The organism is Cryobacterium sp. AP27, assembly GCF_056680495.1.
The window spans coordinates 927817-944313 of the sequence record NZ_CM155285.1; the positions used below are offsets into that span (position 1 = coordinate 927817).

At 67.8% G+C, this 16497-nt stretch carries 15 protein-coding genes; 12 read left to right on the plus strand and 3 right to left on the minus strand.

What is annotated here, in order from left to right; genetic code table 11:
• The first annotated feature begins 100 nt into the window (after window positions 1–100).
• The 4 genes from AC1MB9_RS04295 to pheT are packed head-to-tail and all read left to right on the plus strand — an operon-like array spanning window position 101 to window position 5266.
• Window positions 101–748: an amino acid ABC transporter permease gene (locus AC1MB9_RS04295; RefSeq protein WP_479963809.1), complete on the plus strand. Its 648-nt coding sequence runs from the start codon at window positions 101–103 to the stop codon at window positions 746–748.
• Complete coding sequence (locus tag AC1MB9_RS04300; RefSeq protein ID WP_479963810.1) at window positions 745–1659, plus strand: amino acid ABC transporter permease; 915 nt, start codon at window positions 745–747, stop codon at window positions 1657–1659. The genes AC1MB9_RS04295 and AC1MB9_RS04300 overlap by 4 nt, the downstream gene beginning before the upstream one ends.
• Window positions 1660–1679: 20 nt before the next feature.
• On the plus strand, window positions 1680–2738 hold the full coding sequence (gene pheS / locus AC1MB9_RS04305) for a phenylalanine--tRNA ligase subunit alpha (RefSeq protein WP_479963811.1): 1059 nt from the start codon (window positions 1680–1682) through the stop codon (window positions 2736–2738).
• Window positions 2738–5266: a phenylalanine--tRNA ligase subunit beta gene (pheT, locus tag AC1MB9_RS04310; protein ID WP_479963812.1), complete on the plus strand. Its 2529-nt coding sequence runs from the start codon at window positions 2738–2740 to the stop codon at window positions 5264–5266. The genes pheS and pheT overlap by 1 nt, the downstream gene beginning before the upstream one ends.
• Before the next feature lie 61 nt (window positions 5267–5327).
• Here the strand turns inward: pheT and AC1MB9_RS04315 are convergent, their stop codons facing one another.
• Entirely contained in the window at window positions 5328–6344 is a 1017-nt protein-coding gene (locus tag AC1MB9_RS04315) for a hypothetical protein (RefSeq protein WP_479963813.1), read from the minus strand.
• 214 nt (window positions 6345–6558) lie between these two features.
• On the opposite strand from AC1MB9_RS04315, the gene argC reads away from it, so the two are divergent.
• From argC to AC1MB9_RS04355, 8 genes are all read left to right on the plus strand, one after another.
• A complete protein-coding gene (argC, locus tag AC1MB9_RS04320) occupies window positions 6559–7602 on the plus strand; it encodes an N-acetyl-gamma-glutamyl-phosphate reductase (protein WP_479963814.1) in 1044 nt (347 codons plus the stop codon).
• Window positions 7599–8771, plus strand: a complete 1173-nt coding sequence (argJ, locus tag AC1MB9_RS04325; protein ID WP_479963815.1) for a bifunctional glutamate N-acetyltransferase/amino-acid acetyltransferase ArgJ — start codon at window positions 7599–7601, stop codon at window positions 8769–8771. The genes argC and argJ overlap by 4 nt, the downstream gene beginning before the upstream one ends.
• Complete coding sequence (gene argB / locus AC1MB9_RS04330; RefSeq protein ID WP_479963816.1) at window positions 8771–9715, plus strand: acetylglutamate kinase; 945 nt, start codon at window positions 8771–8773, stop codon at window positions 9713–9715. Before argJ ends, argB begins: the two co-directional genes overlap by 1 nt.
• A complete protein-coding gene (locus tag AC1MB9_RS04335; protein WP_479963817.1) occupies window positions 9712–10896 on the plus strand; it encodes an acetylornithine transaminase in 1185 nt (394 codons plus the stop codon). The genes argB and AC1MB9_RS04335 overlap by 4 nt, the downstream gene beginning before the upstream one ends.
• Window positions 10897–10932: 36 nt before the next feature.
• Window positions 10933–11868: an ornithine carbamoyltransferase gene (gene argF / locus AC1MB9_RS04340; RefSeq protein WP_479963818.1), complete on the plus strand. Its 936-nt coding sequence runs from the start codon at window positions 10933–10935 to the stop codon at window positions 11866–11868.
• 70 nt (window positions 11869–11938) lie between these two features.
• Window positions 11939–13141, plus strand: coding sequence for an argininosuccinate synthase (locus AC1MB9_RS04345; protein ID WP_479963819.1), 1203 nt, complete (start codon window positions 11939–11941; stop codon window positions 13139–13141).
• A gap of 7 nt (window positions 13142–13148) precedes the next feature.
• Window positions 13149–14585 carry an argininosuccinate lyase gene (argH, locus tag AC1MB9_RS04350; protein WP_479963820.1) on the plus strand — a complete coding sequence of 479 codons (1437 nt, stop codon included), beginning with the start codon at window positions 13149–13151 and terminating at the stop codon, window positions 14583–14585.
• Complete coding sequence (locus AC1MB9_RS04355) at window positions 14585–15175, plus strand: DNA-3-methyladenine glycosylase (protein WP_479964579.1); 591 nt, start codon at window positions 14585–14587, stop codon at window positions 15173–15175. Before argH ends, AC1MB9_RS04355 begins: the two co-directional genes overlap by 1 nt.
• A gap of 18 nt (window positions 15176–15193) precedes the next feature.
• Here the strand turns inward: AC1MB9_RS04355 and AC1MB9_RS04360 are convergent, their stop codons facing one another.
• Window positions 15194–15808: a hypothetical protein gene (locus tag AC1MB9_RS04360; RefSeq protein WP_479963821.1), complete on the minus strand. Its 615-nt coding sequence runs from the start codon at window positions 15806–15808 to the stop codon at window positions 15194–15196.
• Window positions 15805–16464 (minus strand): DNA-binding protein, encoded by a 660-nt coding sequence (locus AC1MB9_RS04365; protein WP_479963822.1) that lies wholly within the window; start codon window positions 16462–16464, stop codon window positions 15805–15807. The genes AC1MB9_RS04360 and AC1MB9_RS04365 overlap by 4 nt, the downstream gene beginning before the upstream one ends.
• Window positions 16465–16497: the final 33 nt, after the last annotated feature.

Genomic DNA, 16497 nt, shown 5'->3' on the forward strand with positions numbered 1-16497 from the left:
CCACCCCGACGGGCGGGTCGCTGCGGCGATGCGGCCCAGCACGTTCCACGTACGCCCCCTGCGCCACCGCAGACAGACAAAGAAGAAGAGGAGGTGAGTTGTGGACGCAGTCATCGACAACCTGCCGCTGTTCCTGGAAGGCTTCCGGAACACCCTGGGCCTGCTCGCCATCGCCGGAGTCGGCGCATCGTTGCTCGGCATGATCGTCGCCGCCATGCGCATCTCACCGATCGCATCGTTCCGCATCTTCGCCACCGCCTACACGGAGCTTGTACGCAACACTCCGCTCACCCTGGTGCTGTTCTTCTGCGCCTACCTTTTGCCGTATCTGCAGTTCACGCCCGGGTACTTCCAGCTGGCCGCCATCGGCCTCACGGTCTACACCTCCCCGTTCGTCGCCGAGGCACTGCGATCCGGTGTCAACGGCGTGCACGTCGGACAGGCCGAAGCAGCGCGCAGCGTGGGACTCACCTTCGGTCAGACGCTCTCCTACGTGGTCATGCCCCAGGCCATCCGCATGGTGGTCCCGCCACTGATCAACGTGTTCATCGCCCTCACCAAGAACACGTCGGTGGCCGGCGCCTTCTTCGTCTTCGAACTGTTCGGGGCGGCCCGCAAGATCACCAACGACCGCGGGGACGCCACCATCGCCATCCTGCTTGCCGTCGCGGCGTTCTACCTCATCATCACCATTCCTCTCGGCATCGTCGCCGGCAGGATCGAGAAGAAGGTCGCGGTGCTCCGATGAGTTCTGTACTGTACGACGCCCCCGGACCGAAGTCTCGGGCGCGTTCGCGCGCGCTCTCGATCGTCGGAGCGATCGTCATCGCCGGCGGCCTGGTCGCCCTCATTTTCGTGCTCGGCCTGCCCAAGACAAGCGCCAACGGCGCGGTGCAGCCCGGCCTCTGGGACGTGAGCCGCTGGGACGTCTTCGGCGACCTGCTGGTCTGGCGCACCCTCGGACTCGGCGCCCTGGCGACGTTGCGGATGGCCGCGGTCGCCGCGACGTTCGCGCTCATCCTCGGGGTGCTGTTCTCGTTCGGGCGTGCGTCTGACACCGCCTGGATCCGAGTTCCAACCACCGTGATCCTTGAATTCTTCCGCGGCATGCCCGTGCTGCTCATGATGCTGTTCATTCTGCTGGTATTCGGCACCGGCTCGTTCTGGGCCGGCGTCGCCGCGCTCTCCGTGTACAACGGAGCGATCATCGGCGAAGCCCTCCGTGCCGGCATCAATGCCCTCCCACGCGGACAGCGCGAGGCCGGCCTCGCCATCGGTCTCACCCCCGTCGCCACCCGGTTCCGGATCGAGTTTCCCCAGGCATTCCGGCAGATGCTTCCGATCATCATCGCGCAGCTGGTCGTGCTGCTCAAGGACACCTCGCTGGCCTTCGTCGTGGGCTACAACGAACTGCTCCGCTCCGGACTGAACAACCTCGGCGGTTTCTTCGGCAATCAGTACCAGTTCTCGTTCTTCTTCATCGTGCTGGCCATCTACCTGACGATGAACCTGTCCCTGTCCTGGGTTGCGCGCCGGATCGCCAAGCGCACCGGCCCGCAGGCGGGCAAGCTGATCAAGCCGGACGAGACCCCGCCCGTCGACCCGAACCTGGTCGACCCGCGAGCGCTGGGTGCCCAGAGCAGAAGCCAGGGTGTCTGAGGCGGCTAAACTCAGGGACTGTGTCTGAAACTTCTGGTCCCCTTGACCCGCCCGCCATTACCGAAGAGGCGGTGAGCGCTGCGGTTGACGCGGCCCTCACCGCCATTTCGCTGTCCGAAACCTCCGCAGACCTCAGGTCGGTGAGAGCCGAGCATGTGGGGGAGTCTTCCCCCATCTCCAGGCTCAACGCCCTGATGCGCACGGTGCCGGGCGACCAAAAGGCCGCCGCCGGCAAGCTGCTCGGGCAGGCGAAGGGGCGCGTCACCCAGGCGTTCACCGCCAGGGAAACCGCGATCGGCGAGGCCGAGGCGATCGCCCGGCTCGCCGCCGAAACCGTGGACGTGACCGCCGCGGCGTCAACCTGGAAGCCTGGGGCGCGGCATCCGATCTCGCTACTCACCGAGCGTGCCTCCGACGTCTTCGTGGCCATGGGCTGGGAAGTGGCCGAGGGGCCGGAGCTCGAAAGCGAATGGTTCAACTTCGACGGGCTCAATTTCGACGAGGACCACCCCGCCCGGGCGATGCAGGACACGTTCTTCGTGGAGCCGACGGATGCCCACCTGGTGCTGCGCACCCAGACCTCGCCCGTGCAGCTGCGCGCGCTGCTCTCCCGCGAGTTGCCCGTATACGTCGTCGCGCCCGGGCGGGTCTTCCGCACGGACGAACTCGATGCCACGCACACGCCCGTGTTCCACCAGATCGAGGGCATCGCCATCGACAAGGGCCTGACCATGGCCCACCTGCGCGGCACGCTCGACCACTTCGTGCAGGCACTGTTCGGCCCGGAGGCCAAGGTGCGCCTGCGCCCCAACTACTTTCCGTTCACCGAACCGAGCGCCGAGCTCGACGTGTGGCACCCCACGTTCAAGGACGGCGCACGCTGGATCGAATGGGGCGGCTGCGGCATGGTGCACGCGAACGTGCTGCGCGCCGCCGGGATCGACCCGGAGGTCTACTCCGGGTTCGCGTTCGGTGTTGGCGTGGAGCGAGCTTTGATGTTTAGAAACGATGTAAAGGACATGCACGACATGGTCGAGGGCGATACCCGGTTCAGCCAGCAGTACGGGATGACCATCTGATGCGCGTACCACTGAGCTGGCTGGGCGAATTCGTCGACCTTGCCCCGGGAACCACACCCGAAGACGTGCACGCCGCCCTGGTGAGTGTCGGCCTCGAAGAGGAAGACATCCACCGCTTCGAGCTGACCGGTCCGATCGTTGTCGGCGAGGTGCTCGAATTCGTGGGCGAACCGCAGAAGAACGGCAAGACCATCAACTGGTGCCAGGTGCGTGTCGCCGCCGATGGCGAACTCGCCGCCGACGGCGGACCGGCCGTTCACGGCATCGTCTGCGGAGCGCACAACTTCGCGGTCGGCGACAAGGTCGTCGTGACCCTGCCCGGCGCCGTGCTCCCCGGCCCGTTCCCGATCGCCCCGCGCCAGACCTACGGCCACGTGTCCGACGGCATGATCGCCTCGGCCCGGGAACTCGGGCTCGGTGACGAGCACGACGGCATTCTGCTGCTGGCTTCGCTCGGGCTCGACGCGCCGGTGGGAACCGACGCGATTGCCCTGCTGGGACTGGACGATTCGGCCGTCGAGGTCAACGTCACCCCCGACCGCGGCTACGCGTTCTCCATCCGGGGCATCGCCCGCGAATACGCGCACGCCACCGGAGCCACGTTCCGCGACCCGGCGCTCACCGGAGCAACGTTCTCCCCGTCCACCGACTTCCCCGTCACCATCGACGACCAGGCCCCGATCCGCGGCCGCATCGGCTGCACCGTCTTCGTCACCCGCGTCGTTCGCGGCATCGACCCGACCCGGCCCACTCCCGCCTGGATGGTGTCTCGGCTCGGACTGGCCGGCATCCGTTCGATTTCGCTCATCGTGGACGTGACCAACTACGTCATGGTGGAACTCGGCCAGCCGTTGCACGGCTACGACCTGGACAAGCTCACCGACGGCCTCGTTGTCCGCCGCGCGGACGTGGGCGAGAAGATCACCACCCTCGACGGCGCGGTGCGCACGCTCGTGCGGGAAGACCTGCTGATCACGGACGGGTCCGGGCCGATAGGGCTCGCCGGCGTGATGGGCGGTGCCACGACCGAGATCGGCGCGACGAGCACCAACGTGCTCGTCGAAGCCGCCAACTTCGACCCGGTGTCGATCGCCCGCTCCGCTCGCCGACACAAACTGCCCAGCGAAGCGTCCCGGCGCTTCGAACGCGGCGTCGATCCCGCGGTTGCCTCCGTGGCCGCGGCACGCGTCGTGCAGCTGCTCGTGGACCTCGCCGGGGGAGTGGCCGACGGTCTCGGATCGACCCACGACGACAGTCGGGCACCCGCGCCGATCCACCTGCCGACCGGGTTCATCTCCGGACTGATCGGACTCGACTACACCGGCGACGAGGTGCGCACCTCGCTGCTGGAAATCGGAACCACGGTGCAGGAGGCCGACGGTGGCCTGTTGGTCACCCCGCCAACCTGGCGCCCGGACCTCACCGACAAGTGGACGCTCGCCGAGGAGGTGGCCCGCATCGTCGGGTACGACCGCATCCCCTCCGTGCTGCCCGTCGCGCCCCCCGGCCGCGGATTAACCCGCGCGCAGACCTTGCGCCGGTCCGTGTCGCAGACCCTCGCCGCCACCGGCCACACCGAGGTGCTCGCGTACCCGTTCGTGCCGGCCAAGGCCAACACCGCGTTCAACGGTGCGGACGTCGCCCAGGTGCGCGTGGCCAACCCGATGGATGGGGCGGCGCCGTTCCTGCGCACCACCCTGCTTCCCGGCCTGATGCAGATCGCGCACCGCAACCGTTCACGCGGCCTCGTCGACGTGTCCCTGTTCGAACAGGGCCTCGTCTTCCGGCCCGAGGCGGGCGTCGTCTACGGCATCCCGGTCGTCCCCCCGGGAGCTCAGAAGCCCAGCATCGAGGTGCAGGGCGCGCTGAACGCCGGAATCCCGCCGCAGCCGCTGTACCTCGGCGTTGTCCTCGTCGGAAACACGCGGCGCCACCAACCCGGGCACCCGGCCACACCGGCCGGCTGGCAGGACGCCCTCGCCGCCGTGCAGCAGGTTTCCCTCGCCACAGGCGTGACGATCCAGGTACGTCAGGGCTCACGCCCGGGCATGCACCCGGGCCGCACCGCCGAGCTCTTCGTCACCACGACGGATGCCGCCGACCTCGTTGTCGGCTTCGCGGGGGAGCTGCTGCCCACCGTGGCCAAGGACTACGACCTGCCGGCGGTCGTTGCCGTCGCCGAGATCAACCTCGACGCCGTCATCGCCCAGGCGAACTCCGTGGTGTCGGCGACCGTCATCCACACCAAACCCGCCGCCACGCAGGACCTGTCGCTTGTGGTGGCGGATGCCGTGCCCGCCGGTGAGCTGCGTGCCGCCGTCGTCGACGGCGCCGGCGCGCTGCTCGAACGCATCGACCTCGTTGACGACTACCGCGGTACCGGCATCGAGCCCGGCCAGAAGTCGCTCACCTTCGCGCTGCGCTTCCGCGCACCCGACCGCACGCTCACCGCGGCCGAGGCGAGCGACGCCCGCCTGGCCGGCGTCGCACGGGCATCCGCTCGTTTCGGGGCAACCCTCCGCGAGTAGCCCCGTCGCCTCGCGGCACTCGTTGGGCAGGCCGGCACTCGTTCAAACGAGGGCCAGCCTCTCAAACGAGTGCCACGACGGGTGGGCGCGTGCCAGCTCGCGGCACGCCCCTCTCGCACAGGAACCAGTAGAACGCGCGCGTGTTGAGCTCGAGCGCCCACCCCCAACGATCGAAGCTGTTCACCAGTGGTCGCAGCAGGTCCTCGCGTTCCTTCTCCGCCCGCAGGACCCCGGCGATGTCCTTGTCGTTCATCACGGCCGCTCGGGTGTATTTGATGTGACCGTCGAACTCGCCGATTTTGCGTACGCCGGGCCAGAAATAGTCCACATAATACGAGTGCCCCCGCACGTCGAAACGCACCTGCAACTCGGGGATCTCGAAGCCCAGCTCCTCGAAACGCACCCTGCCGAGGGACTCGCCGGCGTTTGCGGAGAGTCCGTTTGCGAACGCGATGGCCCTTTCCGCCGCGCGCCACCCCACCCGCGGGTGCACCGCGGCCAACTCGGTGAGGAGCATGTCCTTCGTGATCGGCGGCGCCCCGCGAACACCGGCGGCAGCCTCAGCGTCCGCGCGCAGTGCCTCCTGATGGAGCATGTGATCGATCATGGCCACGCCGACGAGAAAACTCGAGCCCGCGGCGATATCGACGAGTGTGCGGGGCAGGCTGGTCACCCTCACTCCCGCGATGACTATCGAATCCGGATCGGGTATCCCGCGATGTGCCGTGAGCATCCGTTGGCTACTGCCGCCTCCGGCGTCGGGAAACAGGGCGTGAGTCGTAGCCGGCCAGGCGCCGATCAGCGGCAGACCGTGCAGGACCGCGGCGGAATGATGCGAGAGCACGAGCGGGTGGTCTGCCTGAGCCGCGGTGGCCCGCACGAAGTAGCGATAGCGCCCGTCGGCGCCCGCGGCCTCCCACCTCGACGTGCAGACATACCAGCCACGGCGCACGCGCCGGAGTTCGCCGCGCTGCAGCAGCACGCCGATGGCGTAGGAATTCATCCCGGACGCGCGGAGGGCTTCGGCGGGAATGAGCCCGTCGTTGAGCAAATCCCACGTTTCAAGTATCTCCAGCATGCACTCACCTTGTCCCGAACCGCCCCGCCGGACCGGCCCCAGCGCCCGCGCGGTGCGGAACGTGCCCGGCCCAGCGCTGTGGGGGAGACACCCGAGACTCGTGGCACCCCCTGAGAAACGCGGCACTCGTTCAAACGAGTGCCGCCTGCTCAAACGAGTGCCACGAGGGCGAGCGACGAAACTGGGGGCGGCAGCGGCGCGCTAAGTTTGATGCATGGCATTTTCGGTGGCGGTGGCGGGCGCGAGCGGCTATGCGGGCGGAGAATTGCTGCGACTGCTCGCCGGGCACCCCGAATTCGAGGTGCGAACCGTCACCGCACACAGCAACGCCGGACAGCCGCTCGTGGACGCGCAACCGCACCTCCGGTCGCTCGCGCACCTCACGCTTGTCGACACCACCCCGGAGACGCTCCGCGGACACGACCTCGTTTTTCTGGCCCTTCCGCACGGTAAATCGGGCGAGCTCACCGCTCACCTGGGCGCCGAGACTCTCGTCGTTGATTGCGGAGCGGACCACCGTCTGCAGAGCGAAGACGACTGGGCCGCCTTCTACGGCGGCGACTACTACGGTGCCTGGGCTTACGGCGTGCCCGAGCTTCCAACCGCATCCGGGCGACTCCGCGACCGGCTGGCCGGCGCACGGCGCATCGCGGCGCCGGGGTGCAACGCGAGCACGGTGGCGCTCGCGCTGGCGCCCGGAATCCGTGCCGGAGTGATCGACGAAGCCGACCTGGTGGCCGTTCTCGCCGTCGGTCCGTCGGGCGCCGGCAAGAGCCTCAAACTCCCCAACCTCGCCAGCGAGATCCTCGGTTCCGCGAACCCGTACGCCGTCGGCGGCACGCACCGCCACATCCCCGAGATCGAGCAGAGCCTGCGCTGGGCGGGGGCGGAGAACCCCACCATCTCGTTCACACCCATCATCGTGCCCATGGCCCGTGGCATCCTCGCCACCGCAACGGCGCGCCTCGTGCCGGGCACGTCGGCCGCCGCGGTACGCGCGGCGTGGGAAGACACCTACGCCGACGAGCCGTTCGTGCACGTGCTGCCGCCCGGCCATTTTCCCCGCACCGCCGACGTTCTCGGCGCGAACACGGCTCTCATCGGCCTCGCCGTCGATGAAGCTGTCGGGCGGGTCGTCACCATCACCGCCGTGGATAATCTTGTCAAGGGCACCGCTGGCGCTGCCATCCAATCGGCCAATATCGCCCTCGGTTTGCCCCAGACGCTGGGACTGACCACGAATGGAGTTGCCCCATGAGCATTACCGCAGCAGCCGGATTCACCGCCTCCGGCGTCACCGCCGGCCTGAAGAAATCCGGCGGACTCGACCTCGCCATCGTGTCCAACCTCGGCCCGCTCACCAGCGCCGCCACCGTGTTCACCACGAACCGGTGCCAGGCCAACCCGGTGATCTGGAGCCAGCAGGTGATGAAAGACGGTGTCGTTCGAGCCATCGTGCTCAACTCCGGCGGCGCGAACTGCTACACCGGCTCGATCGGCTTCCAGACGACTCACGCAACGGCCGAGGCCGTCGCGACCGAACTCGACATCTCCGCCGTCGACGTGGTCGTGTGTTCAACAGGTCTCATCGGTGAGCAGCTGAACCTCGACCTCGTGAAGGCCGGTGTGTTCGAAGCGACCCGCGCGCTCAAGACGGATACGGCCACCTCGCCGGAGGCCGGCCTGCTGGCCGCTCAGGCCATCATGACCACCGACACCACCCCGAAACAGGCGTTCGTCACCTCACCGGCCGGCTGGACCGTCGGAGGCATGGCCAAGGGCGCCGGGATGCTTGCCCCCGGGCTGGCGACGATGCTCGTCGTGATCACGACCGACGCCGTGCTGACCTCCGCGCAGCTGGACGTCGCCCTGCGGGAAGCCACCCGCCTCACCTTCGACCGGCTCGACTCCGACGGCTGCATGTCCACCAACGACACCGTGAGCCTGCTCGGCTCGGGTGCGAGCGGCGTCGAGGCCGACATGGCCGAGTTCACCGCCGCCCTGATAGCGCTGTGCCAGGAACTCACGCTGCAGATGCAGAGCGACGCCGAGGGATCCGCGCACGATGTGGCCATCGAGGTACGCAACGCCGAGACCGAAGCGGATGCCGTGTCCGTCGCCCGCGCCGTTTCGCGCAGCGCCCTGTTCAAGACGGCGATCTACGGGAACGACCCCAACTGGGGCCGCGTCCTCGCCGCCGTCGGCACCACCTCCGCCGCCTTCGACCCGTACGGCATCGACGTCGCCATCAACGATGTGCAGGTGTGCACCGCGGGTGAACCCGACCAGCCGCGTGAGCTCGTCGACCTCACGCCTCGCGCGGTGTCCGTGGTCATCGACCTGCACGCCGGCAGCGAGAGCGCCACCGTGTGGACCAACGACCTCACGCACGAGTACGTCGAAGAGAACAGCGCATACTCCAGCTGATGGCGAACGAGCACGAAGCCGCGGCGATCGACGGTGCGCACACGCCCGAGAGCGCGCCGGCGACCACCACGGCCGAGGCCGAAATCAAGGCCGCGACCCTGATCGAATCGCTCCCCTGGCTCAAGCGCTTCCACGACCAGATCGTGGTCGTCAAATTCGGCGGCAACGCCATGGTCAGCGAAGAGCTGCAGCGCGCCTTCGCGGAAGATATCGTCTACCTGCGCTACGCGGGGCTGCGTCCCGTCGTGGTGCACGGCGGCGGACCACAGATCTCCGCCATGCTCGCCCGCCTCGGTATCGAGAGCGAATTTCGCGGCGGCTACCGGGTGACGACCCCCGAGGCCATGGACGTCGTGCGTATGGTGCTCACCGGACAGATCAACCGCGACCTCGTGAGCCACATCAACCAGCACGGCCCGCTCGCCGCCGGCCTGTCGGGCGAAGATGCCGGCCTGTTCCGAGGCAAGCGACGTGGGGTTGTGATCGATGGTGAACAGATCGACCTCGGCCTCGTCGGCGATGTCGTGGGTGTCGACCCGGAGGCCGTGCACGCCCAACTGGCCGCCGGACGCATCCCGGTGGTCTCGTCGATCGCCCCCGACGCGGATGTTGCCGGGCAGTCGCTCAACGTGAACGCCGACGCGGCGGCGGCGGCCCTCGCCATCGCGCTCGGCGCCGCCAAGCTCGTGATCCTGACCGACGTCGCCGGGCTCTACAGCGACTGGCCGAATCGCGAATCCCTTGTCTCGATCATCGCCGTGCCCGAGCTGCGCGCGCTCCTTCCCGAGCTGGAGTCGGGAATGATCCCCAAGATGACCGCGTGCCTGGACGCCGTCGAAGGCGGTGTGGCCAAGGCCGCGATCATCGACGGTCGGGTTCCGCACTCGATCCTGCTCGAAATTTTCACCGGAAGCGGCATCGGTACGGAGGTAGTACCCGCATGACCCCCACTACCTGGCAGGACCGCTACAGCGCTTCGATGATGGGCACCTTCGCGCCGCCCCTCGCCCAGATCGTGCGCGGTTCCGGCTGCTACGCCTGGGACGACACCGGCAAGGAGTACCTCGACTTTCTCGCGGGCATCGCCGTGAACTCGCTCGGCCACGCTCATCCGGACCTCGTGGATGCCGTCACCCGGCAAATGGGAACGGTCGCGCACGTCTCCAACTATTTTGCGAGCGAACCGCAGATTGCGCTCGCGGAACACCTGCAGCGCCTCACCGGCGCGGGGTCTGCGGGCCGGGTCTACTTCTGCAACTCCGGCACCGAAGCCAATGAGGCCGCATTCAAGCTCGCGCGTCTCAACGTGGCCGGGGGGCGCCGCACGCGAATTCTCGCGCTCACCGACTCATTCCATGGCCGCACCATGGGCGCCCTCGCTCTCACCGGCAAGGCGGCCATGCGTGCCCCCTTCGAGCCCATGCCCGGCGGGGTGGAGCACATCGACGCCACGCTCGACGCCCTCGAAGCGAGCATCGACGATACCGTCTGCGCCCTCGTGCTCGAGCCCATCAAGGGTGAGGCCGGAGTGATCGGGCTCCCCGACGGGTTCGTGGCACGCGCCCGCGAGCTGTGTACCCGACACGGAGCACTGCTCATCATCGACGAGATCCAGACCGGGGTCGGGCGTACGGGCGACTGGTTCGCGTATCAGCACGAGGGCGTGACACCGGATGCGCTCACGCTGGCCAAGGGACTCGGCGGAGGACTGCCCATCGGCGCCCTCGTGACGTTCGGTGCGGCATCCGCCCTTTTCCAACTCGGACAGCATGGCTCGACCTTCGGCGGCAACCCGCTCGTCACAGCCGCCGCGAACGCCGTGCTCGACACGATCGAACGCGACGACCTGGTGGGAAACGCCGCCCGCCGCGGCGAGCAACTGCGGGAGATCATCGCCCGGTTGCACTCACCCCTCATCTCCGAGGTGCGCGGCCGGGGCCTGCTGCTCGGCATCGGGCTGAACCGGCCCGTCGCACGCGAGCTCGCTGCAACCGCCCTCGATGCCGGACTCATCGTGAATGCGGCCAACGAGAGCACCATCCGCCTCGCGCCGCCGCTGATCATCGGTGACGCCGAACTGGAGCAGTTTGAACGACGATTCGGGCAGGCACTGGCCACGCTCTAGAGTTGACAGATTCCACAAACGATCGAAAGTGACACCGTGACCCGCCATTTCCTGCGCGACGATGACCTCTCCCCGGCCGAACAGGCCGAAATTCTCGATCTGGCCCTGAAGCTCAAGCGAGACCGATTCGCGGTGCGCCCCCTCGAGGGCCCGCAGACCGTCGCCGTGATCTTCGACAAGTCATCCACGCGCACCCGGGTGTCCTTCGCGGTCGGCATCGCCGACCTCGGCGGCAGCCCGCTCATCATCAGCACCGCGAACAGTCAGCTGGGCGGCAAGGAAACCGCGTCGGACACCGCGCGTGTTCTGGAACGCCAGGTCGCGGCGATCGTGTGGCGCACCTACGGCCAGCTCGGCCTCGAAGAGATGGCGTACGGAACGACCATTCCCGTCATCAACGCGCTCTCCGACGACTTTCACCCGTGCCAGCTGCTCGCCGACCTGCTCACAATTCGTGAACACCGCGGCGACCTCGCCGGGCAGACGCTCGTCTTCCTCGGCGACGGAGCCTGCAACATGGGCCAGTCCTACCTTCTCGCCGGCGCCACCGCCGGCATGCACGTGCGCATCGCCTCGCCGGTCGGCTACACGCCCACCGACGCGGTGGTAGCGGATGCCACGGCCATCGCCCTACGCGCCGGCGGCTCCGTTGCCCTCTTCGAAGATCCCCTCGAAGCCGTTGCCGGCGTCGATGTGGTCATCACCGACACCTGGGTGTCGATGGGCAAGGAAGAGGAGAAGGCGTCCCGGCTGAGCGACCTCGGTCACTACCGCGTCGACGCGGCCATGATGGCCCTCGCCAAGCCCGGCGCCCACTTCATGCATTGCCTGCCCGCCGACCGCGGGTACGAGGTGACCGCCGACGTGATCGACGGACCGCAGAGCATCATCTGGGACGAGGCCGAGAATCGCCTGCACGCCCAGAAGGCGTTGCTCGTGTGGCTGCTCGCGCAGAACACCGCGTCCCACTGAACGGGGGGTCGAGACCTCGACCCGCTCGCTCACGTAAACTTGAACCAGATCAAAGATTTTAGGGAGAACCATGGCTGAACGTGTTGTGCTCGCATACTCCGGTGGACTCGATACCTCTGTGGGTATCGGCTGGCTGAAAGACGCCACCGGCAAGGAGGTTGTAGCCCTCGCCGTCGACGTCGGACAAGAGGGCGAAGACATGGACGTCATCCGCCAGCGAGCACTCGACTGTGGTGCCGTTGAGTCGATCGTCATCGACGCGAAGGACGAGTTCGCGAACGACTACATCGTTCCCACACTCAAGGCCAACGCCCTGTACCAGAAGCGTTACCCGCTGGTTTCGGCCATCAGCCGTCCGCTGATCGCCAAGTACCTCGCCTCCACCGCCATCGAACTCGGCGCCGACAGCGTCGCCCACGGTTGCACCGGCAAGGGCAACGACCAGGTGCGTTTCGAAGCGGCCGTCGCCGCCCTCGCGCCGGAGCTCACTTCGCTCGCGCCGGTGCGAGACTTCGCACTGACCCGCGACAAGGCCATCGAATACGCGTCAACGCACGACCTGCCCATTGTGCAGTCGAAGAAGAGCCCGTACTCGATCGACCAGAACGTGTGGGGCCGGGCCGTTGAAACCGGGTTCCTCGAAGACCCATGGAACGCGCCGATCGAGGACCTGTACACCTACACGCAGGATCCCTCGATCACGCGTGCACCGACCGAGGTCGTCGTCTCCTTCGACCAGGGCGTGCCCGTTGCGATCGACGGCAAGAAGGTCACCCCGCTGCAGGTCATCCAGCTCATGAACCGCCTCGCCGGCGACCAGGGTGTCGGCCGGATCGACATCGTCGAAGACCGCCTCGTGGGCATCAAGAGCCGTGAGGTCTACGAAGCACCCGCCGGCATGGCCCTCATCGCCGCGCACGAAGAGCTCGAGAACATGACGCTGGAACGCGATGTCGCCCGCTTCAAGCGCGGTGTCGAAAGCAAGTGGGCCGAGCTCGTGTACGACGGACTCTGGTTCTCCGGTCTGAAGCGCAGCCTCGACGTGTTCATCGAGGACACCCAGAAGTACGTGACCGGAGACATCCGCCTCAAGATGCACGCCGGCTCCGCCGTCGTCACCGGGCGCTCCAGCACCACGAGCCTGTACGACTTCAACCTCGCCACCTACGACACCGGCGACTCCTTCGACCAGTCCATGGCCAAGGGATTCATTGAGCTGTGGTCGCTGCCGAGCAAGGTGGCCGCACGACGCGACGCCGCCGCCGCGAAGTAGGGCGCGCGTGTCGGGCGAGAAGAACGCAAACCGGGCCGGAAAGGCGGGCGCCCTCTGGGGTGGTCGCTTCGCCGGCGGACCGTCGCCGGAGCTGGCGCGTCTGAGCAAGTCAACCGACTTCGACTGGCAGCTGGCCACGTACGACCTGCAGGGCTCGCGGGCACACGCCCGCGCCCTGCGGTCCGCCGGATACCTGACCGCGGACGAACTCGACCAGATGATCGCCGCTTTGGACCTTCTCGCCCTCGACGTGGCCGAGGGCCGGTTTGTGCCGGCCGAAAGCGACGAGGACGTGCACTCCGCCCTGGAACGCGGCCTCATCGACCGGGTCGGGGTGGAGGTCGGCGGCAAGCTTCGCGCCGGTCGAAGCCGCAACGATCAGGTGGCCACCCTCGTGCGGATGATGCTGCGTGACCACGCGGCCATCCTCGCGGGAAACGTGATCGAACTCATTGACGCCCTGGCCTCGCAGGCCGAGGCGCACGACACCGCGATCATGCCGGGGCGCACCCACCTGCAGCACGCCCAGCCGGTGCTGCTCGCGCATCATCTGCTGGCGCACTGCTGGCCGCTCGTGCGCGACCTGGACCGTTTCGTTGACTGGAGCAAGCGTGCGGACTTCTCGCCGTACGGCGCCGGCGCCCTGGCCGGCAACACGCTCGGCCTCGACGCGAACATGGTGGCCGCCGACCTCGGCTTCGGCGCCGTCGTCGAGAACTCCATCGACGGCACCGCCAGCCGTGACCTCGTCGCCGAGTTCGCGTACATCACGGCCCAGATCGGCATCGACGTGTCGCGTCTGGCCGAGGAAATCATCCTCTGGAACACCAAAGAGTTCGGTTTTGTCACCCTCGACGACGCGTACTCCACGGGGTCGTCCATCATGCCGCAGAAGAAGAACCCCGACATTGCCGAGCTCGCGCGTGGCAAGTCCGGCCGCATGATCGGAAACCTCAGCGGTCTGCTCAGCACCTTCAAGGGTCTGCCGCTCGCGTACAACCGTGACCTGCAGGAAGACAAAGAGCCCGTCTTCGACTCGATCGAAACGCTCGAGGTGCTGCTGCCGGCGTTCGCGGGCATGATCGCCACCCTGCACTTCCATACCGATCGCATGGCCGAGCTCGCGCCGCAGGGATTCTCCCTGGCAACGGACGTCGCCGAGTGGCTCGTGAAACGGCACGTGTCGTTCCGCGATGCACACGAGATCACCGGTTCGCTGGTGAAGTTCGCCGAGACGAACGGCCTCGACCTGCATGAGGTTGATGACGCGGCTCTGCTGGCGATCTCGCCCCACCTCGTTCCCCAGGTGCGTGAGGTTCTGACCATTCGCGGATCGGTCGACAGCCGTGACGGCATCGGCGGAACCGCCCCCGTGCGCGTCGCCGAGCAGCGCGCCGCGCTCGTGGAGCGCGTACGCAAGCTGGCGGTCGCACTCACCGAGTGATCACCGACCCCCAGCAGTTCGCGCGGCCATCCCTGCAGGTGGCCCCGCTGCTGCTGGGGGCGATACTCACCCGCGACGGGGTGTCAGTTCGACTGACCGAGGTCGAGGCGTACCTGGGCGGCGCGGATCCCGGGTCCCACGCTTTCCGCGGGCCGACCAAACGCACGACCACGATGTTCGGGCCTCCCGGGCACGTCTACGCGTATTTCAGCTACGGCATGCACGTGTGCGCCAACGTGGTGTGCTCGCCGGACGGGGAGGCATCCGCGGTGCTGTTGCGCGGCGGGGAGATCGTGGCGGGCCTGGACGTGGCGCGCGCGCGACGCCCCACCGCGGTGCGTGACCGAGACCTCGCCAGGGGACCGGCGCGGCTGACGAAGGCGCTCGGCATTCTGCTGACCGATGATGGCGCGCCCGTGACCGAGGCTCCGTTCAGCTTGGAGTTGCCGCAGATGCCCGTGGCGTTTCTGACCGGACCGCGCACCGGTGTGGGTGGTGACGGCGGGGGAGCGGCGTTCCCGTGGCGGTTTTGGATGCCCGGGGAGCTCTCCGTTTCGCCGTACCGGGCGCACCCCCGAGCCGCGTCCTGACGGGTCGGCGAGCGTCGTTCAGCTGAGGGCCAGGTGCACGAGGGCGGCGCAGGCGCACGCCCAGATGAGACTGGCGAAGGTGCCGATGATGAAGCGCTCGCGCGATTCGGCGGAGGCCAGCTCTGTGAAGCGACCGACGCCCTTGATGGCAACGACCACCGCGATGGCTTCGGGAAACCCGGTAAGGATGGCCCCGGTCACGGCGAAGCGCTCCAGCATGCCGATGGCGAGGCCGCCGCGCAGCACTTCGTGCACGGTCGTCTCGGCGGTACCGGCCGCACCGGGTGTGCCGAGCGCCGTCTGGTCGTCGACCAGGATGCCGCCGTGCGTGCCGGGTGCGACGCTGCCGCGGGTGGCGAGGTGGAGGGCGAGTACGGCCATCGGACCACCGCCGACGACGGAGAGCCCGAGGGCGAGCATGCCGAGAACGATCCCGAACGATGACGGTCCCGCCGGGGTGGGAACGCTGGCCATGACCAGGGCCGCCACCAGCGCGGCGATCGAACCGATCGCGAATATCTGCCGCTGCAGCTTGAACGCCAGCGCGGCGAAGACGAGGGAGCCGAGGGTGGTGAGCAGGAGCACGACCCAGTAGAGGAAGGTGAGGATCGTGAAGGTCGCTTGAATGTTCATGCCGGGGTGTCCGTTTCGCTTGTGGCGCGGTCGAGATGCTCTAGCAGCCTAACGATCGCCGGATGCGCCGTCTGCTCCAGGTGATGCTGCGCGACCTTGATTCGCTGGCTCACGGCGGCGGTAGAGATGCCGAGGGTGGCAGCGATGTCCACCTGGTTGAGACCGCTGTCGAGCAGGTCCACGGCCTCCCACCCCTCCGCGGATCGGCGCTGCCTCAAAAGAAGCAGCATCGCGAGTAGCGCCTCCACCTGGTCCACCGTCAGGGCGCAGGTATCCCCGCGGGCCGCGTCGGCGGGTGGATCGTCGGTGAGGGGCGCATCGATCGCCACGTGGGCATCCGTCTTCTTCGCCCGGGTGACCGCGTGCCGGGCGGCGATGAAGGCGGCGCCGGCGGCCTGACGCGTGGATGCCGGCAGGGGAGTGCGCACCGTTCCGATGCCGAGGCCCGCGCTCCAGTGTTCGGAGCGATGCAGAAGGAGAATTGCGCCGAGGGCGGCCTCGGCGTCGGTGACGATCACCTGAATTTCGTCGCCGGAGGTCTGATCGGCGGGCAGGGCGAAGGCGTCGCCGAACTGCTCCTGCAAGGCCTCGATCATGTCGCCGGCACGGTCACGGTCGTTTCGGCTGTCGATTTGGTCTGCGGTAATCACGAACATGTCGTAAGTCTCCACCCCTAATCCAAGACAATC